Origin of the sequence: Pandoraea horticolens (genome assembly GCF_902459555.1) — a bacterium.
Taxonomy (GTDB): Bacteria; Pseudomonadota; Gammaproteobacteria; order Burkholderiales; family Burkholderiaceae; genus Pandoraea; species Pandoraea horticolens.
In genome coordinates this window covers 568,631-594,688 of sequence record NZ_CABPSM010000002.1, presented here as the reverse complement: position 1 = coordinate 594,688, position 26,058 = coordinate 568,631, and the positions used below count along the sequence as shown (strand labels likewise).

Here is a 26,058-nt window from a genome sequence, read left to right as displayed (position 1 = left end):
ATGCTTATCTGAGGCTTTGTCTTACATCATGAGCGACTCGGCAACCTCCCAATCGAATCAACCGTTCCTGCCGTTCACGCGGCCGAGCATCGACGACGCCACCATTGCTGGCGTCGCCGAGGTGCTGCGTTCCGGCTGGATCACTTCGGGCCCGCAAGTGCAGGCTTTCGAGAAAGCGCTATCCGAATTTTTTGGCGGACGCCCTGTGCGCACCTTCAACTCCGGCACCGCAACGCTCGAGATCGGCCTGCGCCTCGCCGGTGTGCAAGGCGGCGACGAAGTCATCACCACCTCGCTGTCGTGGGTCGCCACGGCCAACGTGATTCTGGAAGTCGGCGCGACGCCCGTGTTTGTCGACGTCGATCCGGTCACGCGCAACATCGACCTCGACCTGCTCGAAAAGGCGATCACGCCCAAGACGCGCGCCATTATCCCCGTCTATCTCGCCGGACTGCCGGTCGACATGGACCGGCTGTACGGCATTGCACACCGTCACAACCTGCGCGTGATCGAGGATGCCGCGCAAGCGATGGGATCGACGTGGCGCGGCAAGCGCATCGGCGCCCTGGGCGATCTCGTGTCGTTCAGCTTCCACGCCAACAAGAATCTGACGTCCATCGAAGGCGGCGCCCTCGTTTTCAACAATGAGGACGAGGCACGTCTGGCCGAGAAGTACCGCCTGCAGGGCGTGACCCGCACCGGCTTCGACGGCATGGACGTCGACGTGCTCGGCGGCAAGTTCAACCTGACGGACGTCGCCGCCCGCGTCGGCCTCGGCCAGATGCCGCACCTGGCGGCATTCAACGCGCGTCGCAAGGAACTGGTCCGCCTGTACCTCGATACGCTCGCGGGAGGCCCCGCAGTGGCGTTGGGCCTCGGCCTGCCGCACGCCGACTTCACGAACTCGAACTGGCATATGTTCCAGGTCGAGTTGCCGCTGGAGCGGCTCACGATCACCCGTGCCGGCGTCATGGAAAAACTCAAGGCGCGCGGTATCGGCAGCGGCGTCCACTACCCGGCCATTCACCTGTTTACAATGTATCGTTCACTCGGCTTCCATGAGGGGCAGTTTCCGCATACGGAACGCCTCGGGCGCACGCTCCTGACGCTGCCGCTCTTCCCGGCCATGACCAATGCCGACGTTGCGCGCGTCTGCGAAGCCGTTAATGCCATTTGCGCTGATCATCGAAAATGAATTGTCCACAACTCTCCGTCGTCATCCCGGTTTATAACGAAGAAGCCGGACTTGCCGCCCTCTTCGACCGGCTATACCCGGCGCTCGACCAACTGGGTACGACTTACGAAGTGGTGTTCGTCAACGACGGCAGCCGCGACCGTTCCGCCGCGTTGCTCGCCGAGCAGTATCGCGTGCGTCCGGATGTGACGCGCGTCGTGCTGTTCAACGGCAACTATGGGCAACACATGGCCATTCTGGCCGGCTTCGAGCACACGCGTGGCGAGTGGGTCATCACGCTCGACGCCGATCTGCAGAATCCGCCCGAAGAAATCGGCAAGCTCGTCGAGCAGTTGGCCGCGGGTCACGACTATGTGGGTACGGTACGCATGAACCGTCAGGACACGTGGTTCCGCCGCCATGCGTCGCGTGCCATGAACCGCCTGCGCGAGCGCATCACGCGTATACGCATGACCGATCAGGGCTGCATGTTGCGCGGCTACAGCCGTCATATCGTCGACACGGTCAATCAGTGCCGTGAGATCAACACGTTCATTCCGGCGCTGGCCTACACGTTCGCGCAAAACCCCACGGAAGTGGATGTGGCTCACGAGGAACGCTTTGCGGGCGAGTCGAAGTATTCGCTCTATAGCCTGATCCGTCTGAATTTCGACCTCGTCACCGGCTTCTCGGTGGTACCGCTGCAATGGCTCTCGGGCGTGGGCATCACGCTGTCCGCCGCCTCCGGCCTGTTGTTCATTGTGCTGATCGCCCGCCGCTTCCTCTTCGGCTCGGAAGTCCAGGGTGTGTTCACGCTGTTCGCCGTCACGTTCTGCCTGCTTGGCGTGATTCTGTTCGGCATGGGTCTGCTCGGCGAGTACATCGGCCGCATTTATCAGCAGGTTCGTCAGCGCCCGCGCTATCTGGTTCAGGCGGTGCTCGAAGAGCACCCGTCGGGCCGTTCGGAGAACGCCGCCGGCGGCCCCTCGAACACCAGCCGGACCGCCGGCGCGACGGAACTGGGATCGCACGCCTCATGAGCGCCAAAGCCGTCGTTTTCGCCTATCACAACGTTGGCGTGCGCTGCCTTCAGGTGCTGCTCGCACGTGGCGTCGACGTCGCACTCGTCGTCACGCATCAGGACAATCCGAACGAGAACATCTGGTTCGGCAGCGTCGCCAGTGTCGCCGCCGAGCACGGTATCCCGGTCGTCACCCCCGACGATCCCGCCGATCCCGCGCTTGCTGAGCAAATCCGCGCCATCGTGCCGGATTTCATCTTCTCGTTCTACTACCGTCACATGATTCCCCCGGCGGTGCTCGAGATCGCCCCGCGAGGCGCCTTCAACATGCACGGTTCGTTGCTGCCAAAGTATCGTGGCCGCGTACCGGTGAACTGGGCGGTTTTGAGGGGCGAAACGGAAACGGGCGCCACACTGCACGAAATGGCCGCCAAGCCTGACGCCGGGGCGATCATCGACCAGACGGCAGTGCCGATCCTGCCGGATGACACGGCCGGCGAAGTGTTCGAGAAAGTGACGGTCGCGGCTGAGCAGACGCTCTGGCGCTGCCTGCCCGGCCTGATCGCCGGCACGGCACCGCGTCACCTCAACGATCTGAGCGCGGGCAGCTACTTCGGCGGACGCAAGCCAGAAGACGGCCGTATCGACTGGTCGAAGCCGGCACAAGACGTCTATAACCTGATTCGCGCCGTTGCGCCGCCCTATCCCGGCGCATTTACCGACGCAGCGGACCATCGTTGGGTCGTCACGCACGCCCGTCTGTCACGCTCGCCGGTTCCCTCCGGTTTGCCCTGCGGACTGCAAGTAGTGGATAATGCGCTCCTTGGCGTTTGCGGCGACGCAAATGCCATCGTCATTCATGAACTATTGCTGGACGGCAAGCCTGTCGCGCCGGAACAGTTTTCCCAGCTCAATCACTGACCGTAATATGAAAAAAGTCCTGATTCTCGGTGTCAACGGGTTCATCGGCCACCACCTGTCGAAGCGCATCCTGGAGACGACTGACTGGGAAGTTTATGGCATGGACATGCTCACGGATCGCCTGGGCGATCTGATCAACCACGAGCGCATGCACTTCTTCGAAGGCGACATCACGATCAACAAGGAATGGGTCGAGTACCACATCCGCAAGTGTGACGTGATCCTGCCGCTGGTGGCCATCGCCACGCCGGCCACCTATGTGAAGGCCCCGCTGCGCGTGTTCGAACTCGACTTCGAGGCGAACCTGCCGATCGTGCGTTCGGCCGTGAAGTACGGCAAGCATCTGGTGTTCCCGTCGACCTCCGAGGTCTATGGCATGTGCACCGACGGCGAATTCGATCCGGAAAACTCGCCGCTGATCTACGGCCCGATCAACAAGCCGCGTTGGATTTACGCCTGCTCGAAGCAGCTCATGGACCGCGTGATCTGGGGCTACGGCATGCAGGAAGGCCTGAACTTCTCGCTGTTCCGCCCGTTCAACTGGATCGGCGCAGGTCTCGACTCGATCTACACACCGAAGGAAGGTTCGTCGCGCGTGGTCACGCAGTTCCTCGGCCACATCGCTCGCGGCGAGAACATCAGCCTGGTCGACGGTGGCAACCAGAAGCGCGCCTTTACCGACATTGACGACGGTATCGACGCGCTGGTGCGCATCATCGACAACAAGAACAACATTGCCAGCGGCAAGATCTACAACATCGGCAACCCGACGAACAACTTCTCGGTGCGCGAGTTGGCCAACATGATGCTCAAGCTGGCCGCCGAGTACCCCGAGTACGCCGAAACGGCCAAGAAGGTTCAGCTTGTCGAAACGTCGTCGGGCGCGTACTACGGCAACGGCTATCAGGATGTGCAGAACCGCGTGCCGAAGATCGAGAACACCATGCAGGAACTCGGCTGGGCGCCGACCACCTCGATGGACGACGCACTGCGCAAGATTTTCGAAGCGTATCGTAGCCACGTTGCCGAAGCTCGCCGTCTGGTCGAAGGCGAGTAACCGAGTTACGAGCCAAGGTGTAAAGATCCGGCCCGCCGCCACTCGGTTGCGGGTGAGACATTGCACTGCACGCCCGGTGCGCCCTCGGCGCACCGGGCGTTTTTGACTCGACATTTTTCATTCGATATTCGGGGTATGGCGCGAAGTCTGCGCGATCCCCCAACTCAAGGGCGGCTATGGCCAAGATTGTCCTCAAGATCGACGTCGACACGCTGCGCGGTACGCGTGAAGGCGTGCCCAATCTGCTTGCGGCACTGGCCGAGCATGAGGCACAAGCGACATTCCTGTTCAGCCTTGGACCGGACCACACCGGCTGGGCGCTCAAGCGCGTCTTCCGCCCCGGCTTTCTGAAGAAGGTCTCGCGCACCTCGGTGGTCGAACACTACGGCTTCAAGACGCTCATGTACGGCACTCTGCTCCCTGGCCCGGACATCGGGCGGCGCGCGGCCGGCGTCATGCGCACCGTTCAGGACGCCGGACATGAGACCGGCATCCACACGTGGGACCACACCTACTGGCAAGACAACGTGCGCACGCGCGACGCCGCCTGGACGCAGCGTCAGATGTCGCAGGCCTATGCGCGCTTCACGCAGATCTTCGGCGCGCCGCCGCTCACGCACGGCGCGGCCGGCTGGCAGATGAACAATGACGCCTTCCGGCAGATCGACGCCTGGGGCATGAAATACGCGTCGGACGGACGCGGTACAGCGCCGCACTACCCGATCGTCGATGGCGTGCGCCTGAAACATGTGCAAATGCCGACGACGCTGCCCACGGTGGATGAGTTGCTCGGTATCGACGGCCGCGATATCGACGGCGTGGCCGAGCATCTGCTTGCCCTGACCCGCGATCCGGCGCAACATCACGTGTTCACGCTTCACGCAGAGCTTGAGGGCCAAAAGCTGGCTCCGTTGTTCCGTCAATTGCTGGCCGGATGGCGTCGTCAAGGGCACGATCTGGTGACGATGGGCCAGTACTACGAAACGCTCGATCTCGCCTCGCTGCCGGCGCACCCCGTCGTGTGGGGCGAAATTCCGGGCCGCTCAGGCGATCTGATTCTCGAGGGGCAGGCGGCTGCCTGAACCCGCCTCGACCCGCTTCCCCGTTTCGGCCTTGAAAGGCCACCCAAGGAGACCATAGTGACGGTAGCCATCGACACTCCCGTGCCCGATTTCACCGCACCGGCCACCGGCGGCGATTTTTCGCTCAAGGCGCATCGCGGCCAGAAGGTGGTGATCTACTTCTACCCGAAGGACAACACCCCAGGCTGCACGACGGAAGGCATGAATTTCCGCGACAGCTACGACCAGTTCCAGGCCGCCGGCGCGCAAATCATCGGCGTGTCGCGCGACAGCCTGCGCTCGCATGAGAATTTCCAGCGAAAGCTCGAACTGCCCTTTGCGCTAATCTCGGACGGTGACGAAGCCGTCTGCAAGCTGTTCGGTGTCATCAAGTTGAAAAAACTGTATGGCAAAGAACATATGGGTATCGAGCGCAGCACCTTCCTGATCGACGAAAAGGGCGTGTTGCGCAAGGAGTGGCGTGGCGTGCGCGTGCCCGATCACGTTGCAGATGTTCTGGCTGCCGTACAAGCGCTCTGAACACCGGTCGGCATATGCGATGGCCCCGGAACAAATGCGCGCCGGGCATCGCCAGTGAACCGGGACGGGCGCTATCTGCAAGGGTGTTGCGAACCGGTCGATAGCGGCCGCCGGTGAGCGCATTCGACGCTATACAAGTCCGGCAAGAGACGCTATAGTCGGCCGTAATGATCAAGCGCATTGAACGAGACTATTGCAGGCGTCGCCACGGCGGCGCCTTCAGCCAAGCCGCCTCTCCGGTGCGTCCGGGCAGGCGGCTTTTTTGTTGCCAGGACGTGTGGTATCGCTGTCTGTCCTGGCCGAGTAGTGTTGTGTTTTCTTGAACGGGAAATCTATGCCATTGCCATCGGCGCCGACCAAACCGGGCACGCTGCTTGCCCCGGAACAATTCCCCACTCGCCTCAAACCTTCGCGCACGGAGGCCAAGAAACCGATCCCCTCATCTGAACAACACGCACTGGGCGAGACATCCGGTGCGGCTGGCACGGCCGAATTGAAGGTCGTCCCGAAAACAGCTCCGGCGACGCAGACTGCACCACAGCCGTCACCTGCAGCACGCTCACCCCAATCGCCTCCGGCAGCCGACTCGACCGTCGCAACCCCGTCTCTCAAGGCCGTGAAGTCGACGGCGACGAACGGTGGTTCGAAGCGTGCCCGCAACAAGGATCTGGAACCCGCCAAGCTCTTCGTGCTCGACACGAACGTGCTCATGCACGACCCGAGCAGCCTGTTCCGCTTCGAAGAGCACGACGTCTATCTGCCGATGATGACGTTGGAAGAGCTGGACAACCACAAGAAAGGCATGTCGGAAGTGGCGCGCAACGCGCGTCAGGTGAGCCGCACCCTCGACGGGCTGGTCGCGGAAAGCGGCACGAAGTCGATGGCCGAGGGCATTCTGCTCTCGCGGCTTGGCAACAAGGACGCCACGGGCCGCCTGTACTTCCAGACCGATCTGCACGAAGTGCCGCCGCTCGAAGGATTGCCGCAAGGCAAAGCCGACAACCAGATTCTGGGCGTCGTGCGGGCACTGCAGGACAAATTCCGCGATCGTCAGGTCGTGCTGGTGTCGAAGGACATCAACATGCGCGTCAAGGCGCATGCGCTCGGCCTGCCTGCGGAAGACTATTTCAACGACAAGGTGCTCGAGGACAGCGATCTGCTGTACTCGGGTGTGATGGCTCTGCCGCCGGACTTCTGGACCAAGCACGGCAAGGGCATGGAGAGCTGGCAGGACAACCGTACCGGCACCACGTTCTATCGCATTACCGGGCCGCTGTGCATGAGTTTCCTCATCAACCAGTTTGTCTATCTGGAGACGAACAACGGTGAGGCCCCCTTCTACGCACAGGTCCGCGAGATCAACGGCAAGACAGCGCTACTGCAGACGCTGCGCGACTATGGGCACCACAAGAACAACGTGTGGGGCATCACGGCACGCAACCGCGAGCAGAACTTTGCGCTGAATCTGCTGATGAATCCCGAAGTGGACTTCATCACGCTGCTCGGCCAGGCCGGTACCGGCAAGACGCTGCTCGCGCTCGCCGCAGGTCTGGCACAAACGCTCGACGAGAAGCGCTACAACGAGATCATCATCACGCGCGCGACCGTGCCCGTTGGTGAAGATATCGGCTTCCTGCCGGGTACTGAGGAAGAGAAGATGCAACCGTGGATGGGCGCATTCGACGACAACCTCGAAGTGCTGCAGAAGACGGATGACTCTGCCGGTGAATGGGGCCGCGCGGCCACGCAGGAACTGATTCGCTCGCGACTCAAGGTCAAGAGCATGAACTTCATGCGCGGGCGCACGTTCGTGAACAAGTTCGTCATCATCGACGAGGCGCAGAATCTGACGCCGAAGCAGATGAAGACCCTCGTCACGCGCGCGGGCCCCGGCACCAAGCTGGTCTGTCTGGGCAACATCGCTCAGATCGATACGCCTTACCTGACCGAAGGCAGCTCGGGCCTCACCTACGTGGTGGATCGCTTCAAGGGCTGGGGTCATAGCGGACACGTCACGCTCGCGCGCGGCGAACGCTCGCGTCTGGCCGACTACGCAGCGGAAATTCTCTGACATCTTCGAGCCAATGACGAGCGCTCAACGCTCATCGCAACGGCGCCTTCGGGCGCCGTTTTTTGTTGCGGTCGATGCCGGCGATACGGTGCGCCGATGACAGAATCGCCTGGGAATCCACGTATTTGTGACATCAATGCCACAGAACGCCCGTATTTCGGCACTTTTGCGATGCATTTGCCCGGCAAGCGTCGTAAACTCGGCGCATGCGAATTCAGCGCCCTCCCCGCACTCCTCGCTTTCTTGCTCGCCACGTAACGCCGCCGGCAGCACTGCCGAACGCGCTATGGCGGTGTGCAGGCGCGTTGACCCTCACGCTGCTGGTGGCGGCGTGCTCGTCCGGCCCATCGGTCAGACAAGGTGGCACTGCGAACTATGGCAACCGCACAGTGGGGCCGGAGCGCAGCGCAGGTCAGGAGGAAATCACGCTCGAAGCGATGAGCCTCGTTGGCATTCCGTACCGCTACGGCGGCAATACCCCGGATTCCGGTTTCGATTGCAGCGGTCTCGTACGCTATGTGGTGGCGCGCGCCGCCGGTGTGAATCTGCCGCGTACGACGGCCGATATGAGCGGCGTCGGCACGCCACTAGAGCGCGACGATCTCGCCTCGGGCGATCTCGTCTTCTTCAACACCACGGGACGCGCCCACTCTCACGTGGGCATCTACGTCGGTCAGGGAAAGTTCGTGCACGCACCGAACACGGGGGGCACCGTCCGTCTGGAGAGTCTCTACGTCCCGTATTGGGCACGCCGGATCGACGGCGTTCGGCGCGTGGCCGCCAACAAGGCGCCCGCAGGCAACACGACCTACGTCAATCGCTCGGCCCCGGCAACGGTTGCGCAAACGCCTGCGGCAGCACCGCTGGCTAATGTGCCGATGAACACCGCACCGAACCGGCCGCTCACGGCCGCTGCGCCGTCGCCGATGGAAACGCCGCAGGTGTCGCCACCGAGCCGCACCGCCAACCTCGTCACGTCGCCCGCGCAGGACGACGACCCGATCGCCCGCTTCGCCAACGGCTCAATGTAGGGTCTTGCGGCCAACGAGATATTGCACACCCGCCGGACCATAGTGCTCGGCATGCGCTTCGTTGGCCCTCAGATGGAAAACATCGCCCTCATGATACACACGCTCGTTGTCGCCGATGCGAATGGCGATCTCGCCGAAAAGAATCAGCGCCTTTGCCTCAAAGGGATGCGCATGCACGTCGAGATCGCCCGCCTCTCTCGTCACCTTCACCAGTTCCGTAAAACCCTCCAGAGCCAGTTCTCGCTCGAATGCGTCGCGTTGCATACGCTCTCCGTGTGACCAATGTGATGTGGGTTAGCGCAGATGCGCGAGCAGTGTCGCAGCGCCGCCGATATTGATTGCCACTCCCATGAGCGCGGCGAGTGGGCGGCTGCGCAGGGAATGATGAATCAGTGTGTTCATATTAGCCTCCAACGGGGTTCGATAAAACGCTATGAAAAAATGATAATAAATCGCAATTAACTATTGAAATTGATTCTCTCGATGAAGGTCATATCGTGCGTCAATGCGCTCATGCCACGCGAGGGCACGAAGGGAAAACGAAAAAAGCGGCCGAAGCCGCTTTTTTCATGTTTCCGGGCAAGTACACCGTCATAACGACGGCATACCGCGGAAAAGGTATTACAGAATCTGCTTGCCCACCCACCAGGCAATAGCGGCAATGAACGCCGAGGCCGGGATCGTCAACACCCATGCCCAGACGATGTTGCCTGCCACGCCCCAACGCACTGCCGAGAGCTTGCGCGTGGCGCCGACACCCACAATGGCCCCGGTAATCGTGTGCGTGGTCGAGACCGGCACCCCGAGCCACGAGGCGAAGAACAGCGTGAATGCCCCGCCCGTTTCGGCGCAGAAGCCCCCCACCGGCTTGAGCTTGGTGATCTTCTGTCCCATCGTGCGCACGATACGCCAGCCACCGAACATGGTGCCCAGACCGATCGCCAGATAGCAGCCCACGATCACCCACAGCGGCGGTTCCGCGGCTTCCTGCGGCCACATGCCGGCGGCAATCAGCAGCATCCAGATGATACCGATGGTCTTCTGCGCGTCGTTACCACCGTGTCCCAGGCTGTACATACCGGCTGAGACCAGTTGCAGGCGACGGAACCAGCGGTCCACACGCGCGGGTGGCGTGCGGAAGAACAGCCACGACACCAAGAGCATGAAGAATGAACCGAGCACGAAACCAAGCAGCGGCGAGATGAAAATGAACGCCACAGTTTGCAGCAGACCGCTCGCGACGAGCGACCCCGTGCCCGCCTTGGCCACCGCCGCGCCGACCAGACCACCGATCAGGGCGTGCGATGAACTCGACGGAATACCGTAGTACCAGGTGATGATGTTCCATGCGATAGCGCCCACGAGAGCGCCGAAGATCACATAGTGATCGACGATCTCGGGGTGAACTGTGCCCTTGCCCACCGTCGCCGCGACTTTCAAATGAAAAACGAACAGTGCGATGATGTTGAACATGGCGGCAAAAGCCACCGCCTGATGTGGCTTGAGCACGCCCGTCGAGACCACCGTGGCGATCGAGTTGGCGGCGTCGTGAAAGCCGTTCATGAAGTCGAACAAGAGCGCCAGGGCGACCAATAGTCCGATCAGCCAAAGGCTGATGTGCAGCGTTGCCATCGAAAGTCTCCGCTCAGGCGTTTTCCAGCACAATGCCTTCGATGATGTTGGCAACGTCCTCGCACTTATCGGTCACCGATTCGAGCAATTCAGACACCGCTTTCTGCTTGATCAGCTCTTTCACGTCGGATTCTTCGCGGAACAACTTCGACAGCGACGCGCGCAGCAGGCGATCAGCCTCCGATTCAAGACCGTCGATTTCTTCGCAGAGCTTCAGAATCTCGCGGGCACGGTCCATATCGTTGAGCAGCGCCACGGTGCTTTGCACACGCTCGCAGCATTTCACACAGATCTCGCCCAGCGTACGGGCTTCGCTCGGCACACTCTTGACGTCGTACATCCACACGGCCGTCGCCACGTCTTCCATCAGATCCAGGATGTCGTCCATCGTGCTGATCAACTTATGGATCTCATCGCGGTCGAAAGGCGTGATGAACGTCTTGTGCATCAGATCGATGGTCTCGTGCGTGATGCGATCCGCTTTCTTTTCATTGTTCTGCACAGCAACGGTACGTGCCTCGGCATTGGGCAGATCGTTGAGCATGGCGGACAGCTCGCGACTGCCGGCAACCATGCACGCTGCATGCTGGTTGAACAGCTCAAAGAACTTGCCCTCGGTGGGCATGAAGCGACCGAACATTATTGGAAAACTCCGGGTATTGATGAGGAACGGGTCGACACAAAAACGTCACATTCTACCTCGTTGCTGGCGCGCGTCACCGCACGCCCGCACTAATGGGCGGAAATCAATGCGTCAGTACTGGGGACCCGCCAGATTGTCGAACTTGGTGTAGGCGCCGATAAACGCCAGACGCACGTGGCCGATAGGACCGTTACGCTGCTTCGCGATAATGATCTCGGCGGTGCCCTTGTCAGGCGTATCAGGGTTATACACTTCGTCGCGGTAGATGAACAGAATGATGTCGGCATCCTGTTCGATAGCGCCCGATTCACGCAAATCCGACATGACCGGCCGCTTGTTCGGGCGTTGTTCGAGACTACGGTTGAGCTGCGAGAGTGCAATCACCGGCACATTCAATTCTTTGGCAAGGCCCTTGAGCGAACGCGAGATTTCGGAAATTTCGGTCGCGCGGTTTTCGCCGCCGCCCGAGCCGCTCATCAACTGAAGGTAATCGATGATGATCAGGCCGAGCTTGCCGCACTGACGCGCCAGACGGCGCGCGCGCGCGCGCAGTTCCATCGGGTTGAGCGCAGGCGTCTCGTCGACGAATAACTGCGTCTCGTTCATTTTCTGCATCGCGTGCGTGAGCTTCGGCCAGTCTTCGTCGACCAGCTTACCGGTACGCAACCGATGCTGATCGAGACGCCCGACCGAACCCAGCATACGCATGGCCAACTGCGTACCCGGCATTTCCATCGAGAACACAGCGACGGGTAGCCCTTCTTCCACGGCAATATGCTCGCCGATGTTCATCGAGAAGGTCGTTTTACCCATCGACGGACGGCCGGCCACGATAATCAGATCGCCGCCATTGAAGCCCGAGGTCATGCGATCCAGATCGACGAACCCCGTGGGAATCCCGGTGATGTCGCTGCCGCCTTCGCGGTGATACAGCTCGTCGATGCGCTCGACCACTTGCGTGAGCAGCGGCTGCAACTCAAGGAAACCGCTCGTGCTGCGCGAGCCCTCTTCGGCGATGGCAAAAACCTTCGCCTCCGCCTCGTCGAGCATCTGGCGCACTTCCTTGCCTTGCGGATTGAATGCGTCGGACGCGATCTCGTCGGCCACCGTGACAAGCTTGCGCAGCACCGCCCGGTCACGCACGATCTCTGCGTAACGACGAATGTTCGCCGCACTCGGGGTGTTCTGCGCCAGCGCGTTCAGATATGCGAGCCCGCCCACGTCCTCGCCTTTACCGGCAGAGGTGAGCGATTCGAAAACGGTGATAACGTCGGCAGGACGGTCGCCGGCGATCAGGCGGCCGATATGCTGATAGATGATCCGGTGATCGTAGCGGTAGAAATCCGAGTCGGCCAGAAAGTCGCCGATACGATCCCACGCGCTGTTATCGAGCAGCAACCCACCGAGCACGGATTGCTCCGCCTCGATAGAGTGCGGCGGCACTTTAAGTGAATCGAGCTGGGGATCGGGCGCATTCATGCCGGGCATTATACCGTCCCCGCGATCGCGGTCCCCCCCGGCAAAATCCCGCTTGCGCGACGATTTTTCCGAGCGCGGTTTGTTCAGCAGTTTCCCTGGAGGCAGCATAAGGTGGAGCTATCGAACGTGACGAACGTGGAAGGGAGCGCAACCGGAAGGCGGTCGGCGTAGATCAGCGCATGACCGGCAGCCGGATAATCCCGGCAACCCGCAAAACAGAACAGACAGGCATAAAAAAACGGAAGCCGGCGGACCGGCTTCCGTCTTTTATTCGCGTCGGGAAGCTGACGCGGATACGACTTAGGCGTGCTCGCCCAGCACCGACACGTTCACGTCGATGATGACGTCAGTGTGCAGCGCCACTTGGACCGGGAAGTCACCCACGGTCTTGAGCGGGCCATTCGGCATACGCACTTGCATCTTCTCGACCTTGAAACCTTGGGTGCCCAGGGCTTCGGCGATGTCGAAGTTGGTGACCGAACCGAACAGACGGCCGTCAACACCGGCCTTCTGCGAGATTTGCACGGTCAGACCGCTCAGCTTTTCGCCTTCGGCTTGTGCAGCAGCCAGCTTCTCGGCGGCAGCCTTTTCCAGTTCGGCACGGCGAACTTCGAATTCGGCGATCGCGTCCTTGGTGGCGCGGCGAGCCTTCTTGGTCGGGATCAGGAAGTTACGTGCGAAACCATCCTTGACCTTCACGATGTCGCCCAGGTTACCCAGGTTGACGACCTTTTCCAGCAGAATCACTTGCATTATCTATTCTCCTTCGTCGACTGGCGATTAAGCACCGTGCAGATCGGTGTACGGCAGCAGCGCCAGGAAACGCGCGCGCTTGATGGCCGTATCGAGTTGGCGCTGGTAGTGCGCCTTGGTGCCCGTCAGGCGAGCCGGGGTGATCTTGCCGTTGTCGCCGATGAAGTCCTTCAGCGTTTCGACATCCTTGTAATCGATCTGCTCGACACCAGCGACGGTGAAGCGGCAGAACTTCTTGCGCTTGAACAGCGGGTTTTGCTGTTGACGGCGACGATCAAACTTCTTGTTTTTACCGTTAGGACGCGGCATGTTCAACAATCCTTTTCAAATTCTTGCAATGCTGTGATGTGAAACACCAGGGTGCGGCTATTGCGATGCTTCTTTGCCAGGAAACCTGCCCACTGGGCCGGTTTCTCGAGTCCCAACGCCATGACTTTGGCACTGAGGGGACCGATCGCAACGGCTGGCATCGAGAACTCGACCTGACGAGCGACGCCCGCCTCTTCAACAGTTCCCGCATGGGCCAGCGTGACATCGATCACGGGAAGTCCGGCTGGGGTATAGCGCAGCGTGCCGATTTCGACGATGCTGGCCTCTAGCCGTAAACGATTCACGCGGTCGATGTGTCCGTTGGCACCCTGATGCGTTCCGGTGCGCTAATTACGAAGCAACAGCTTCGGTCGCGGGCACGGCGGCAGCCTTCTTGGCTTCTTCGCGGGCCACTTCCTTCATCATCGGCGACGGCGTGGTCTCGGCCTTCTTCATGCGAACCACGAGGTGGCGCAGAACGGCGTCGTTGAACTTGAATGCGTGCTCCAGCTCGTCCAGGGTTTCCTGGTCGCACTCGATGTTCATGCAGACGTAGTGAGCCTTAGCCAGCTTTTCGATCATGTAGGCCAGTTGACGGCGGCCCCAGTCTTCGACGCGATGGATCTGACCAGCCTTGGCCGTCACCATGCCCTTGTAGCGCTCGATCATCGCAGGCACTTGCTCGCTCTGATCGGGGTGAACGATAAATACGATTTCATAATGACGCATATAGAGCTCCTTATGGACAAAGCCGCCTGGGCGTCAGAACCAGTGCAGCAAGGTTGCAGAACCCGCGATTCTAGCGGAATTCATGTCGATCATCAACTCCCGCCCTATCGGTGCCGTCCGATTTGCGTCCCGGCGCCCGCCCCCGGGTACCGCCGGCCCTGGCTCAGGCATTCTCCAGCCAGTAGTTTGGACGAGCGTAGATCTGCCGCAACTGCTCAATGAAAAGACGCACCCGTGCGGGCTGGAAGCGCTGCTGCGGGTACACGGCGAGAATGTCGTAGTCGGGCAGCGCGTACTCGTCGAGCACGGTCTCCAGCTCTCCCGAGAGCAGTTCGCGCTGGATTTCCCACGTCGAGCGCCAGCCCAGCCCCAGCCCTTCCAACGCCCAACGGTGCAGCAACTCGCCGTCGTTGCAGTCCAGATTGCCCGCAACGCGAATCGTCACGAGCTTGCCCTGCCGCTTGAAGTACCAGCCGCGTTGCTGGCCGCCTTGCAGATTGAACGCGAGGCAATTGTGCTTGGCCAGGTCTTCCAGCGTCTTCGGGCGGCCATGCCGCGCGAAATATGCCGGCGTGCCGCACACCACGCGCCGGTTCTGAGCGAGTTTCACAGCCACGAAATTCGGGTCGACAGCGCCGCCGATGCGAATGCCCATGTCGTACCCCTCGCGCACGATGTCGACCACCCGATCGGTCAGATTGAATGAAATCTGCACCTCTGGATGCTGACGCAGAAACGCCGGCGCGTGCGGGGCCACATGCTTGCGGCCGAACGCCGCAGGCGCCGACACAATCAAATGCCCCGAGACGGCGTGACGTCCCGCGCTGATCTCGTTCTCCGCCATCTCCCAGTCGCCGAGCAACTGCTTGCAGCGCTCAAGAAAAGCGCCGCCCTCTTCCGAGAGCGCCAGCCGGCGCGTGGACCGGTACATCAGCTTGATGCCGAGCCGCTTTTCGAGGGCATCGATACGCCGCCCAAGCATCACCGGCGAGACGCCTTCCTTTAGCGCTGCGGCGGCCAGACTGCCCGCTTCGGCCACCTGCACGAAGGTTTCGATCTGTTTGTAACGGTCCATCACCCCTCCATTCAATACTTTTTGTTCTTAAAAAAACGATCTTTTGTGATCTTATCAAACAAATCGTACCGGCTTAAAGTGATCTCCAACATCATTACTCATTACCCATTGGAGGAGTCACATGGCCAAGATGACCGCCGTAGAGGCCGCCGTCCGAGTGCTGGAGAAGGAAGGCATCACGACCGCATTCGGCGTGCCCGGCGCCGCCATCAACCCGTTCTATTCGGCGATGCGCAAGGCCGGCAGCGTCGAGCACGTGCTCGCACGCCACGTCGAGGGCGCGTCGCACATGGCCGAGGGCTACACGCGCGCTGAAGCCGGCAACATCGGCGTGTGCATCGGCACGTCGGGCCCGGCGGGCACCGACATGATTACGGGCCTCTACTCCGCATGGGCCGATTCGATTCCCATCCTGTGCATCACCGGTCAGGCGCCGCGCGCCCGCCTGTACAAGGAAGATTTCCAGGCCGTCGACATCGAGTCGATCGCCAAGCCGGTCACCAAGTGGGCCGTGACGGTGCGCGAGCCCGCCCTCGTGCCGCGCGTGTTCCAGCAGGCATTCCATCTGATGCGCTCGGGCCGTCCGGGTCCGGTGCTCATCGACCTGCCGTTCGACGTGCAGGTCGCCGAGATCGACTTCGATCCGGAAACGTATGAGCCGCTGCCCGTGTACAAGCCCGCGGCTTCGCGTGCGCAGATCGAAAAGGCGATTCAGATGCTGGTCGCATCGGAGCGTCCGTTGCTCGTCTCGGGCGGTGGCGTGATCAATGCCGACGCCGCCGATCTGCTCGTCGAGTTCGCCGAGACGGTGAACGTGCCGGTCGTGCCCACGCTCATGGGCTGGGGCACCATCGCCGACGACCATCCGCTCATGGCCGGCATGGTCGGCCTGCAAACCTCGCACCGGTTCGGCAACGCGACCATGCTGGCCTCCGACTTCGTGATGGGCATCGGCAACCGCTGGGCCAACCGCCACACCGGCAGCGTCGATGTCTTCACCAAGGGCCGCAAGTTCGTGCATGTCGACATCGAGCCAACGCAAATCGGGCGCGTGTTCGGTCCGGATTACGGCATCGTCTCCGACGCCAAGGCTGCCCTCAAGTTGTTCGTGGAAGTCGCCAGGGAACTGAAAGCTGCCGGCCGTCTGCCGGACCGCTCGCAGTGGGTGGCCGACTGCCAGAAGCGCAAGCGCACCATGCTGCGCCGCACGGACTTCGATCAGGTGCCGATCAAGCCGCAGCGCGTGTATCAGGAAATGAACGCGTTCTTCGGCCGCGACGTGCGCTACGTCTCGACCATCGGCCTGTCGCAGATCGCAGCCGCACAGTTCCTGCACGTGAACAAGCCGCGTCACTGGATCAACTGCGGTCAGGCAGGCCCGCTGGGCTGGACAGTGCCGGCGGCAATCGGCGCGAAGGTGGCATCGCCGTCGTCGGACGTGGTGGCGATCTCGGGCGACTACGACTTTCAGTTCATGATCGAAGAACTGGCCGTGGCTGCGCAGTTCAAGGTGCCGTACATTCACGTGGTCGTGAACAACTCGTACCTGGGCCTGATCCGTCAGGCACAGCGCAACTTCGACATGGACTACTGCGTGCAGCTCGCGTTCGAGAACGTGAACTCGCCGGAAGTGAACGGTTATGGCGTGGATCACGTGAAGGTGGCCGAAGGTCTCGGCGTGAAGGCGATTCGCGTGTTCCAGCCGAACGACATCCAGCCCGCGTTTGCTCAGGCTCGCAAGCTGATGGCCGAGTTCTCCGTGCCAGTGATCGTGGAAGTGATTCTCGAGCGCGTGACCAACATCGCGATGGGCACCGAGATCGACAACGTCAATGAGTTCGAAGAAATCATCGACGTCGTGGAAGAAGACAACGCAGTGACGGCATAAGCCGAAGCCAGCCAGATCTGCAACAGGATTGCGGGGCGCGTGCGTCCCCTCCGCTTTCGGCTAGACCCCGTGAACGGCCAAAGTGCGCGCCCCGCAACCCGGCAACACCCTTGCATCGAAATCGTCGAAACCACCCCCTAAAAAAGAGAGAGGAGTCAGCGCAATGCCGAAATTTGCCGCCAACCTGACCATGCTGTTCAACGAGGTGCCGTTCCTCGACCGCTTCAAGGCGGCCGCCGCAGCGGGCTTTCGCGGTGTGGAGTTTCTGTTCCCCTATTCGTTTCACCGCGACCAGATCGCCGACAAGCTGAACCAGTATCAGCTTGACCTCGTGCTGCACAACCTGCCGGCCGGCAACTGGGAAGCCGGTGAGCGCGGCATCGCCATCTTCCCGGATCGCGTCGCCGAGTTCCGCGAGGGTGTGGGCGAAGCGATCACCTACGCCAAGGCGCTGGGCGTGAAGCAACTGAACTGCCTCGTGGGCAAGCAAGGCGCCGACCTGTCGACGCAAGCTGCCCAGGAAACGCTCGTGGAAAACCTTCGCTTCGCCGCCGCTGCACTCAAGGCCGAAGGCATCCGCCTGCTGGTTGAACCGATCAACACGTATGACATTCCCGGCTTCTTCGTGAACCGCACGAAACAGGCGCTGGAGATCTTCGACGCTGTCGCCTCGGACAACCTGTTCCTGCAGTACGACATCTATCACATGCAGCGCATGGAAGGCGAACTCGCCAAAACCATCGAGACGAATCTGGCACGCATCGCTCATGTGCAACTCGCAGACAATCCGGGCCGCAACGAGCCGGGCACGGGTGAGATCAACTACGCCTACCTGTTCGCGTTCCTCGATCGCGTTGGCTACAACGGCTGGATCGGCTGCGAGTACAAACCCGCCACCACCACGACCGATGGTCTCGGCTGGTTCAAGGCAGCGGGTTTGCGCGAAGCCGCCTGATTTTCGAAACGCCCCCGTTCACCCCGCACGGCGCCTCCCCTGGCGGCGTGCAGACGACACAACGGCGTAGCTGCATGACGACGAAGCGGCGCGCCGGCTGACCGGGTTTCGACGAGGAAGGGCCCCGCCGGCCGCATGCAGGGGGCATGCGGCCGGAGCACGGGGGACGCGCTTGCGCGCCATCGCCTCGCTCGTCCGGGCGTCAGCGAATCACACATCAAACTTTGGCAACAAGGAGTCTCAAAATGGCACAACTCGGTTTCATTGGTCTGGGCATCATGGGCGCGCCGATGGCGAAGCATCTGCAAAACGCCGGCCACAAGCTGTTCCTGTACGAGCGCCGCACGCCCCCGCAAGACCTGATCGACGGTCAGGCCACGGTCTGCACGTCGGCCAAGGAAGTCGCCAAGCGTGCCGACATCGTCTTTGTGATGGTGCCGGATACCCCGGACGTGGGTGCGGTGCTGTTCGGTCAGGAGGGTCTGGCCGAAGGCCTTTCGGCGGGCAAGATCGTCGTCGACATGAGTTCCATCTCGCCGATCGAGACGAAGGAATACGCCAAGAAGATCAAGGCGCTGGGCGCCGAATACCTCGACGCACCGGTCTCGGGCGGCGAAGTTGGTGCAAAGGCTGCCTCGCTGTCGATCATGGTCGGCGGTTCGCAAGCGGCGTTCGACGACGTGAAGCCGTTCTTCGAATTGATGGGCAAGAACATCACGCTCGTGGGTGAGAGCGGTGCCGGCCAGACCTGCAAGGTCGCCAACCAGATCGTGGTCGCCCTGACGATTGAAGCCGTGGGCGAAGCGCTGCTGTTCGCCTCGAAGGCCGGTGCCGATCCCGCCAAGGTGCGTGAAGCGCTGATGGGCGGCTTTGCATCGTCGCGTATTCTCGAAGTGCATGGCGAGCGCATGGTCAAGCGCAACTTCGAGCCGGGCTTCCGCATCGCACTGCATCAGAAGGATCTGAATTTGGCACTCCAGAGCGCCAAGGCCCTCGGCGTTTCGCTGCCGAACACGGCCACGTGCCAGGAGCTGTTCAACGCCTGTGCCGCCAACGGTGGCGCCGCGTGGGATCACTCGGGCATGGTGCGCGCGCTGGAGATGCTCGCCAACCATACCGTGGCGTAATTCACCGCCACGCAGGCAACGTCAGGCGATCAGGGAGATACGGCGCGCATAGGCGGACGCCGGGCTGCAAAGCCCGGTGCCCGCAGGGCGTCACGGCGCAAGTCGTTCGAATGAGCGGCCGGCGCCGTATTTTTTTGCCCCGGACGATCGGGTGTTGCGGGTCAATACTCGGCAAACAGGCTCTGCATGCGCTCGCGCGGCACGCCCGCCTGCAACGCCAACATCAGCAAGACACGCGCCTTGAACGGATGCAGGTTGCCCGCGCTCACGAAGCCATACTGGTCGTCGGGCGCCGCGCCGTTGTGCATGACATGTCCGCTGCCCACGCGTGCGGCGCGTACGACCGTCACGCCGCGCTGCACGGCCTCGGCCAGCGCCTGTTGCAGCAATGAATGCAGCGAGCCGTTGCCCGTGCCTGCGACCACGATGCCCTGCACGCCGGCTTCCACCAAGGCGTCAACGGCGATCCGCGACACGCCCGCATAACTCGAGACCACTTCGACGGCGGGCAACTCGCCCGAAAGTCCGACGAACTCGCTCTCGACGGTGTGGTACTGCAGCGCCGTACGTTGGAACGCCACCCGCTCGTCCTGCACCCAGCCCAGCACGCCGATTTCCGGCGAGTGGAAGGCGTCGACCTTGTAGGTGCTCGTTTTGACGACATCGCGTGCGCAGTGAATCTGGTTGTTGATGGCGACCATCACGCCACGGCCCGACGAAATCGGGTCGGTAGCCACGCGCACGGCATTGAGCAGGTTGAGCGGTCCGTCGGCGGAGAGCGCCGTTGCGGGCCGCATCGCCGCCGTCAACACCACCGGCTTGCGGCTATTGATGGTCAGGTGCAGGTAATACGCAGTCTCTTCGAGCGTATCGGTCCCGTGGGTAATCACCGCCCCTGCCACGTCGGGCTGCGAGAGCAAAGCGTTCACACGGGCGGCAAGCTTCTGCCAGAGCGCTACACTCATGTCCTTGCTGTCGATCTGGGCGACTTGCTCGGCGTGGATGTGCGCGACGGTGCCCAGCGCCGGGACAGCGGCAAGCAGGTCCTGCACACCGAGCGCCCCGGCCTGATAACCGGCGGTGCGCGTCGCATCGGCCGCGCTGCCCGCGATCGTGCCGCCCGTGGCGAGCAGCGCAATGCGCGGCAGATCGCCCGAGGACACGGTGTAATGAGGGATGGGGTTGAATGAGGTCAAAGTCATGTCAACGATTGTATCCAATACTGCCCGGCTTCCCAATCGCTGAAAATATCGATCCCACCTCAGCGGGCGTGATCCATGGCCAAGCCACGGCCGAACGACGGGGATGTGCCGGACAACGCCTGAAAACGTGCGCCGCCCTGCCCCCCCCCGGAAATGTCGCGCGCCGCCGCGTCAGGCCGCGAATTCCAGCGCTTCTCGCAATTGCGTCGAAATTTCCTGCTCCTTGAGCGCGGGGGCAAGCATTTCAATGAAACGGTAAGCATACGAGCGCAGGAACGCGCCGCGGCGCAAGCCGATCCGCGTGGTGCTGGGCTCGAACGCGTTGTCGAGTTCGAGCACCGCCAGATCCTGATCCTTGCGCGGATCGACGGCCATCGCCGCCACGATCCCCACGCCCAGCCCCAATTCGACGTACGTCTTGATCACATCGGTATCCAGTGCCGTCAACACGATGTCCGGCACCAGTCCCTGATCGGAGAACGCCTTGTCCACATGCGAGCGGCCCGTGAAGTCGCCGTCATAGGTGATGATCGGGTATTCGGCAATGTCCGCGAGCGTCACGCTTTCACGCCCGACCAGCGGGTGATCCTTCGGCACGACAGCCACATGATGCCACGAATAGCACGGGAACGTGACGATATCGGGAAAGCGGTCGAGCGCCTCGGTCGTGATGCCGATGTCGGCTTCACCGTCGATGACCATCTGCGCGATCTGACGCGGGCTGCCCTGGCGCAGCGCCAGATGCACCTTCGGATACACGCTCGTGAACTGCTTGATGACCTGCGGCAGCGCGTAGCGCGCTTGCGTGTGCGTCGTCGCCACCACGAGATGACCGCTATCCTGATCCGCGAACTGACGCGCCACGCGGCGCAGATTCTCGGCGTCGAGCAGCATGCGCTCGATCAGTTGCAGCACCGCCTTGCCGGGCTCGGTCAGTCCCGTGAGACGCTTGCCGCGACGCACGAACACATCCACCCCGAGTTCGTCTTCGAGATCCTTGATCTGCTTGCTCACGCCCGACTGCGACGTGTACAGCGCACTCGCCGCCTCCGTCAGGTTGAGGTTCTGCCGAACGGCTTCGCGCACATAGCGCAATTGCTGGAAATTCATGATGTAACTCCGCCTTGTTGCTTTGTCTGTCCGTGACGTCTAAAAACGTCAACTATGTGTACCCAATGGCTTCAACTTGTTGTGGTCTGTCGTTCGATGCTGTCGTGCGGCTCACGCTTGCGCGGAGAACACCCGCAACTGACGCGGCACTGCCCTCAGCGTGGTGCCGGCATCGGCGCCGAGCGCCTGCCAGCCCGAGCGGGTGAGCTCCGCTTCCCATACCGCATCGCCCGGTGCGGCGAGTTCCACGCGCACGGTGCCGCCCAGCGGAATCGCGCGACGCACGGCCACGTCGATACCCGGGCCGCCATCGTGCGCAGGCAACAGCGCGAGATCGTGCGGACGCACGTACGCAATCGCACGGCCATCCTGCGGCACAGCCGGCAAATCGTCCTTGTGCACCGTCACGCGATACGCGCCGGCGTCCGCAATGAAATCGTGCGTGCGCAGTTCCCCCGACAGCCGGTTCGCGGCGCCAAGAAACTCATAGACGAACGCGCTCTGCGGCGTGTCGTAGACGTCTTGCGGAGCGCCGATCTGCTCAACCTTGCCGCGGTTCATCAGCACGATACGGTCAGCGACTTCGAGCGCCTCTTCCTGATCGTGCGTGACGAAGATCGTCGTGATGTGCAGTTCGTCGTGCAGACGTCGCAGCCAGCTACGCAACTCCTTGCGCACCTTGGCGTCGAGCGCACCGAACGGCTCGTCGAGCAGCAGCACCTTCGGCTCGACAGCCAGCGCGCGCGCCAGTGCAATACGCTGACGCTGCCCGCCCGACAGTTCCGCCGGGTAATGGTCAGCCAGCCAGTCGAGTTGCACGAGGCCGAGCAATTCGTGCACCTTGTTGCGAATCTGCGCATCCGAAAGACGTTCGCGCCGCGACTTCACGCGCAGACCGAACGCCACGTTCTCGAACACCGTCATGTGACGAAACAGCGCGTAATGCTGAAATACGAAGCCGACCTGACGCTCGCGCGTGCCAACCGAGGCGACATCCTCGCCGTTCAGAACGACGCGACCAGCGTCTGCAAATTCCAGCCCGGCAACGATACGCAGCAGTGTGGTCTTGCCGCAGCCGGACGGCCCAAGCAGCGCGACCAGCTCGCCCGTGGGGAATTCGAGACTCACGTCGTCGAGCGCCGCGAAATTGCCGAACCGCTTCGAAACCTGTTGTACCTGGATACTCATTGTCTTGCTCCTCGATGCGATGTCCGCTCAGGCCGCTACGGCATCTTCGCGACGCGCGGCCTTGTCCTGCGCCAGCTTACGTTCGGCCCACAGCTTCAGGGCCAGCGTGGCGAGCGCAAGCAACGCGAGAATCGACGCTGCCGCAAATGCCCCCACCGTGTGGTAGTCGTTGTATTCAATTTCCACATGCAGCGGCAGCGTGTTCGTCTCGCCGCGAATATGGCCAGAGACGACCGACACCGCACCGAACTCGCCCATGGCGCGGGCATTACACAGAATCACGCCATACAACAGCCCCCATTTGATCTTCGGCAGCGTCACGCGCATGAACACCTGCCAGCCGGTGGCGCCAAGCACACGAGCGGCTTCCTCTTCCTCGCTGCCCTGTGCCTGCATGAGCGGGATCAATTCGCGCGCCACGAACGGGAACGTGACGAACACGGTCGCGAGCACCAGTCCGGGCAGCGCGAACACGATCTTCAGGTTGTGGGCATCGAGAAAGTCCCAAATCGGCCCTTGACGGCCGAAGATCAGCAAGAACGTCATCCCGGCGATCACCGGCGAGACCGAAAACGGCAAATCGATGAGCGTGGTCAGCACGCTCTTGCCCTTGAAGTCGAAGCGCGCAATCGCCCACGACGCCGCCACACCGAACACCAGATTGAGCGGCACGGCGATGACAGCGATCAGCACCGTGAGGCGAATGGCCGAGAGCGCATCGTCGTTCGTCAGGCCGTCCCAGTAAGCAGCGAAACCCTTGCCCAGGGCGGTAACGAACACCGACGCGAGTGGCAGTACCAGAAACAAGGCGAAGAATAGCAACGCTACGCCAATCAGCGCGGCCTTGACGAGCGCGGGCTCGTCGGTCGGATCGGCATTACGGGCCTTGGCCACATGTGGCAAGGTACGCGACAGTGCGAATGAATCTGACATGATCGAAACGTTCTCTTTCGTTTTCCTGAATCACACGCCACTGGCGCGCCGGCCCGAATGACGGCGTTGCAGCCACCATTGCAGGGTATTGATAAGCAGCAGCAACACGAACGAGATCACCAGCATCACCACGGCAAGTGCCGCAGCGCCCGCATAGTCGAACTGTTCGAGCTTGGTCACGATCAGCAGCGACGTGATCTCCGAGACCATCGGGATATTGCCGGCGATGAAGATGACCGAACCGTACTCCCCCACGGCGCGCGCGAAGGCCAGCGCGAAGCCGGTCAGCAGCGCGGGCAGCACGGCCGGAAGAATCACATGACGCAGCGTCTGCCAGCGTGTGGCGCCCAAGCACGCCGCTGCCTCTTCCTGCTCACGCTCGAACTCTTCGAGCACCGGCTGGAGCGTGCGCACCACGAACGGCAGTCCGATGAACGTCAGCGCCACAAAAATGCCCAGCGGCGTAAAGGCGATCTTGATGCCGAGCGGTTCGAACCAACGTCCGATCCAGCCGTTCGGCGCGTAGATCGCCGCCAGCACGATGCCCGCCACAGACGTGGGCAAGGCAAACGGCAGGTCGATCAGCGCGTCGACGAATCGCTTGCCCGGGAACGTGTAACGCACCAGCACCCACGCCAGAATGAAACCGAATACGGCGTTGAGGATAGCGGCCGCCAGCGAGACGCCGAACGTGAGGCGGTACGACGCCAGCACGCGCGGCGAACTCACCGCGGTGACGAAGCTCGCCCAGTCGAGCGAGCTTGCCTTGATGAAGACCATCAGCAACGGCACCAGCACCACAAGGCTCAGGTATGCGACGGTGTAGCCCATCGTCAGGCCAAAGCCCGGCAAGGCACTCGGCTTGCGCCAGAGGGGAAACAGTGCGGTACTCATGCGAGGGCCCCTTTCGTCGTGGCGTTACTTCTTGGTATAGATCTGGTCGAAGATGCCGCCGTCGGCAAAGTGCTTGGCCTGCGTCTTCGTCCAGCCGCCCAGATCGGCGTCAACCGTGTAGAGCTTGAGCTTCGGATATTGCGACGCGTACTTCTTCGCGATCTCCGGCGAGCGCGGACGATAGAAGTGCTTCGCAGCGATTTCCTGACCTTGCGGGGAATACAGCCATTGCAGATAGGCTTCGGCAGCCTTGCGGGTACCGTGCTTGTCGACGTTCTTGTCGACCACGGCCACCGGCGGTTCCGTCAGAATCGACGACGACGGCACCACGATGTCGAACTTGTCCGGACCGAGGTCCTTCACCGAGAGCAGCGCTTCGTTTTCCCAGGCGATCAGCACGTCGCCGATACCGCGCTCCACGAAGGTCGTGGTGGCGCCACGAGCGCCCGAATCGAGCACGCCCACGTTCTTGTAGAGCGCCTTGACGAAATCCTGCGCCTTTTGCTCATTGCCGCCCGGCTGCTTGAGGGCGTAGAGCCATGCGGCAAGGTAGTTCCAGCGAGCGCCGGCCGACGTCTTCGGGTTCGGCGTCACGACGCTGATGCCCGGCTTGACGAGATCGCCCCAGTCCTTGATCCCCTTCGGATTGCCCTTGCGCACCAGCAGCACGATCGTCGAGGTGTACGGCGTAGCGTTGTCAGGCAGACGCTTTTGCCAATCCTTGTTCACGAGGCCGGCCTGAGCCAGTTCGTCGATGTCCGCAGAGATGCCGAGCGTGACGACGTCGGCGGGTGCGCCATCGAGCACGGTACGGGCCTGCTTGCCCGAGCCGCCGTGCGAGGCCTTCACCGTCACCGTGTCGCCGGTGGTCTGCTTGTAATGGGCTTCGAAAGCCTTGTTGTAGTCGGCGTACAGCTCACGCGTCGGATCATACGAGACGTTGAGCAGAGAAAGGCTTGCGGCCTGCGCCTGAATCGTCATGCCGGCGGCCAGCGCTAGGCTGCCCAGTGCCACCACCAGCTTTTTAGCTTTCCATCCCCGTGCTGCTTTGCTCATGACTTGCACTCCTTGTTTGCTTCTCGTGTGTAGGAGGCCAGTCTATGAGGGGCGCTAAATAATTAAAAATAATATTTTTTCGTTTGTTTATGCCGGAATAAGGATTAGCGAAAAGATGCTGAAGGAAGCATTTGGCTGCCCAAACGTACGTCGGCTCAGCCGCAACGGCCTTCGGCACCCTCGTTCCCTTGGCTCCTCATGGGGCGTAT

General features: G+C 61.8%; 26 protein-coding genes and 1 pseudogene. 11 read left to right on the top strand and 16 right to left on the bottom strand.

The window, feature by feature from the left end; genetic code table 11:
* Positions 1 to 28: 28 nt before the first annotated feature.
* From PHO31112_RS06600 to PHO31112_RS06565, 8 genes are all read left to right on the top strand, one after another.
* Positions 29 to 1,195, top strand: coding sequence for a DegT/DnrJ/EryC1/StrS family aminotransferase (locus tag PHO31112_RS06600; protein ID WP_150619742.1), 1,167 nt, complete (start codon positions 29 to 31; stop codon positions 1,193 to 1,195).
* Positions 1,192 to 2,214, top strand: coding sequence for a glycosyltransferase (locus PHO31112_RS06595; protein ID WP_150619741.1), 1,023 nt, complete (start codon positions 1,192 to 1,194; stop codon positions 2,212 to 2,214). The genes PHO31112_RS06600 and PHO31112_RS06595 overlap by 4 nt, the downstream gene beginning before the upstream one ends.
* A complete protein-coding gene (locus PHO31112_RS06590) occupies positions 2,211 to 3,116 on the top strand; it encodes a formyltransferase (protein ID WP_150619740.1) in 906 nt (301 codons plus the stop codon). Before PHO31112_RS06595 ends, PHO31112_RS06590 begins: the two co-directional genes overlap by 4 nt.
* Positions 3,117 to 3,123: 7 nt before the next feature.
* Entirely contained in the window at positions 3,124 to 4,173 is a 1,050-nt protein-coding gene (locus tag PHO31112_RS06585) for a bifunctional UDP-4-keto-pentose/UDP-xylose synthase (RefSeq protein WP_150619739.1), read from the top strand.
* Positions 4,174 to 4,349: 176 nt separating this feature from the next.
* The gene (locus tag PHO31112_RS06580; RefSeq protein ID WP_150619738.1) at positions 4,350 to 5,255 is read left to right on the top strand and encodes a polysaccharide deacetylase family protein; all 906 of its coding nucleotides are present in this window, start codon (positions 4,350 to 4,352) and stop codon (positions 5,253 to 5,255) included.
* A gap of 57 nt (positions 5,256 to 5,312) precedes the next feature.
* Positions 5,313 to 5,774 (top strand): peroxiredoxin, encoded by a 462-nt coding sequence (locus PHO31112_RS06575; RefSeq protein WP_150619737.1) that lies wholly within the window; start codon positions 5,313 to 5,315, stop codon positions 5,772 to 5,774.
* A 334-nt stretch (positions 5,775 to 6,108) separates the two neighbouring features.
* Positions 6,109 to 7,845 carry a PhoH family protein gene (locus PHO31112_RS06570; RefSeq protein WP_150619736.1) on the top strand — a complete coding sequence of 579 codons (1,737 nt, stop codon included), beginning with the start codon at positions 6,109 to 6,111 and terminating at the stop codon, positions 7,843 to 7,845.
* A 206-nt stretch (positions 7,846 to 8,051) separates the two neighbouring features.
* Positions 8,052 to 8,876, top strand: a complete 825-nt coding sequence (locus tag PHO31112_RS06565) for a C40 family peptidase (RefSeq protein ID WP_150619735.1) — start codon at positions 8,052 to 8,054, stop codon at positions 8,874 to 8,876.
* Here the strand turns inward: PHO31112_RS06565 and PHO31112_RS06560 are convergent.
* From PHO31112_RS06560 to PHO31112_RS06520, 9 genes are all read right to left on the bottom strand, one after another.
* The gene (locus PHO31112_RS06560) at positions 8,868 to 9,140 is read right to left on the bottom strand and encodes a cupin domain-containing protein (RefSeq protein WP_150619734.1); all 273 of its coding nucleotides are present in this window, start codon (positions 9,138 to 9,140) and stop codon (positions 8,868 to 8,870) included. The two genes, PHO31112_RS06565 and PHO31112_RS06560, sit on opposite strands and share 9 nt — an antisense overlap.
* Before the next feature lie 357 nt (positions 9,141 to 9,497).
* Complete coding sequence (locus PHO31112_RS06555; RefSeq protein WP_150619733.1) at positions 9,498 to 10,508, bottom strand: inorganic phosphate transporter; 1,011 nt, start codon at positions 10,506 to 10,508, stop codon at positions 9,498 to 9,500.
* A 13-nt stretch (positions 10,509 to 10,521) separates the two neighbouring features.
* Positions 10,522 to 11,148 (bottom strand): DUF47 domain-containing protein, encoded by a 627-nt coding sequence (locus PHO31112_RS06550; RefSeq protein ID WP_010803803.1) that lies wholly within the window; start codon positions 11,146 to 11,148, stop codon positions 10,522 to 10,524.
* A gap of 114 nt (positions 11,149 to 11,262) precedes the next feature.
* Positions 11,263 to 12,630: a replicative DNA helicase gene (locus tag PHO31112_RS06545; RefSeq protein WP_010803802.1), complete on the bottom strand. Its 1,368-nt coding sequence runs from the start codon at positions 12,628 to 12,630 to the stop codon at positions 11,263 to 11,265.
* 300 nt (positions 12,631 to 12,930) lie between these two features.
* Positions 12,931 to 13,383, bottom strand: coding sequence for a 50S ribosomal protein L9 (rplI, locus tag PHO31112_RS06540; RefSeq protein ID WP_010803801.1), 453 nt, complete (start codon positions 13,381 to 13,383; stop codon positions 12,931 to 12,933).
* Between the two features lie 27 nt (positions 13,384 to 13,410).
* A complete protein-coding gene (gene rpsR, locus PHO31112_RS06535; RefSeq protein WP_010803800.1) occupies positions 13,411 to 13,692 on the bottom strand; it encodes a 30S ribosomal protein S18 in 282 nt (93 codons plus the stop codon).
* Between the two features lie 2 nt (positions 13,693 to 13,694).
* Entirely contained in the window at positions 13,695 to 13,997 is a 303-nt protein-coding gene (gene priB / locus PHO31112_RS06530) for a primosomal replication protein N (RefSeq protein ID WP_150619732.1), read from the bottom strand.
* A 46-nt stretch (positions 13,998 to 14,043) separates the two neighbouring features.
* Positions 14,044 to 14,421: a 30S ribosomal protein S6 gene (gene rpsF, locus PHO31112_RS06525; RefSeq protein WP_010803798.1), complete on the bottom strand. Its 378-nt coding sequence runs from the start codon at positions 14,419 to 14,421 to the stop codon at positions 14,044 to 14,046.
* Positions 14,422 to 14,584: 163 nt separating this feature from the next.
* Positions 14,585 to 15,496, bottom strand: coding sequence for a LysR family transcriptional regulator (locus PHO31112_RS06520; protein WP_150619731.1), 912 nt, complete (start codon positions 15,494 to 15,496; stop codon positions 14,585 to 14,587).
* 121 nt (positions 15,497 to 15,617) lie between these two features.
* On the opposite strand from PHO31112_RS06520, the gene gcl reads away from it, so the two are divergent.
* The 3 genes from gcl (at position 15,618) to glxR (ending at position 19,466) form a co-directional block, all read left to right on the top strand.
* The gene (gene gcl / locus PHO31112_RS06515; protein ID WP_150619730.1) at positions 15,618 to 17,384 is read left to right on the top strand and encodes a glyoxylate carboligase; all 1,767 of its coding nucleotides are present in this window, start codon (positions 15,618 to 15,620) and stop codon (positions 17,382 to 17,384) included.
* A 163-nt stretch (positions 17,385 to 17,547) separates the two neighbouring features.
* Positions 17,548 to 18,339 carry a hydroxypyruvate isomerase gene (hyi, locus tag PHO31112_RS06510; RefSeq protein ID WP_150619729.1) on the top strand — a complete coding sequence of 264 codons (792 nt, stop codon included), beginning with the start codon at positions 17,548 to 17,550 and terminating at the stop codon, positions 18,337 to 18,339.
* A gap of 146 nt (positions 18,340 to 18,485) precedes the next feature.
* Positions 18,486 to 19,466: a 2-hydroxy-3-oxopropionate reductase gene (gene glxR, locus PHO31112_RS06505; protein ID WP_281355082.1), complete on the top strand. Its 981-nt coding sequence runs from the start codon at positions 18,486 to 18,488 to the stop codon at positions 19,464 to 19,466.
* A gap of 161 nt (positions 19,467 to 19,627) precedes the next feature.
* Here glxR and PHO31112_RS06500 read toward each other — a convergent pair whose 3' ends face one another.
* The 7 genes and pseudogenes from PHO31112_RS06500 to PHO31112_RS06475 form a co-directional block, all read right to left on the bottom strand.
* Positions 19,628 to 20,668, bottom strand: a complete 1,041-nt coding sequence (locus PHO31112_RS06500) for an asparaginase (protein WP_150619727.1) — start codon at positions 20,666 to 20,668, stop codon at positions 19,628 to 19,630.
* Positions 20,669 to 20,839: 171 nt separating this feature from the next.
* Positions 20,840 to 21,778 (bottom strand): CysB family HTH-type transcriptional regulator, encoded by a 939-nt coding sequence (locus tag PHO31112_RS06495; RefSeq protein ID WP_010803792.1) that lies wholly within the window; start codon positions 21,776 to 21,778, stop codon positions 20,840 to 20,842.
* Positions 21,779 to 21,889: 111 nt separating this feature from the next.
* Positions 21,890 to 22,126, bottom strand: a complete 237-nt coding sequence (locus PHO31112_RS28135; RefSeq protein WP_425495162.1) for a TOBE-like domain-containing protein — start codon at positions 22,124 to 22,126, stop codon at positions 21,890 to 21,892.
* 104 nt (positions 22,127 to 22,230) lie between these two features.
* Positions 22,231 to 22,966 (bottom strand): annotated as a pseudogene (locus tag PHO31112_RS06490) (sulfate/molybdate ABC transporter ATP-binding protein); the annotation flags it as partial.
* Between the two features lie 27 nt (positions 22,967 to 22,993).
* Positions 22,994 to 23,899 carry a sulfate ABC transporter permease subunit CysW gene (cysW, locus tag PHO31112_RS06485; RefSeq protein ID WP_150619725.1) on the bottom strand — a complete coding sequence of 302 codons (906 nt, stop codon included), beginning with the start codon at positions 23,897 to 23,899 and terminating at the stop codon, positions 22,994 to 22,996.
* 30 nt (positions 23,900 to 23,929) lie between these two features.
* Entirely contained in the window at positions 23,930 to 24,793 is an 864-nt protein-coding gene (cysT, locus tag PHO31112_RS06480) for a sulfate ABC transporter permease subunit CysT (RefSeq protein ID WP_150619724.1), read from the bottom strand.
* A 24-nt stretch (positions 24,794 to 24,817) separates the two neighbouring features.
* Entirely contained in the window at positions 24,818 to 25,849 is a 1,032-nt protein-coding gene (locus PHO31112_RS06475) for a sulfate ABC transporter substrate-binding protein (protein WP_150619723.1), read from the bottom strand.
* Positions 25,850 to 26,058: the final 209 nt, after the last annotated feature.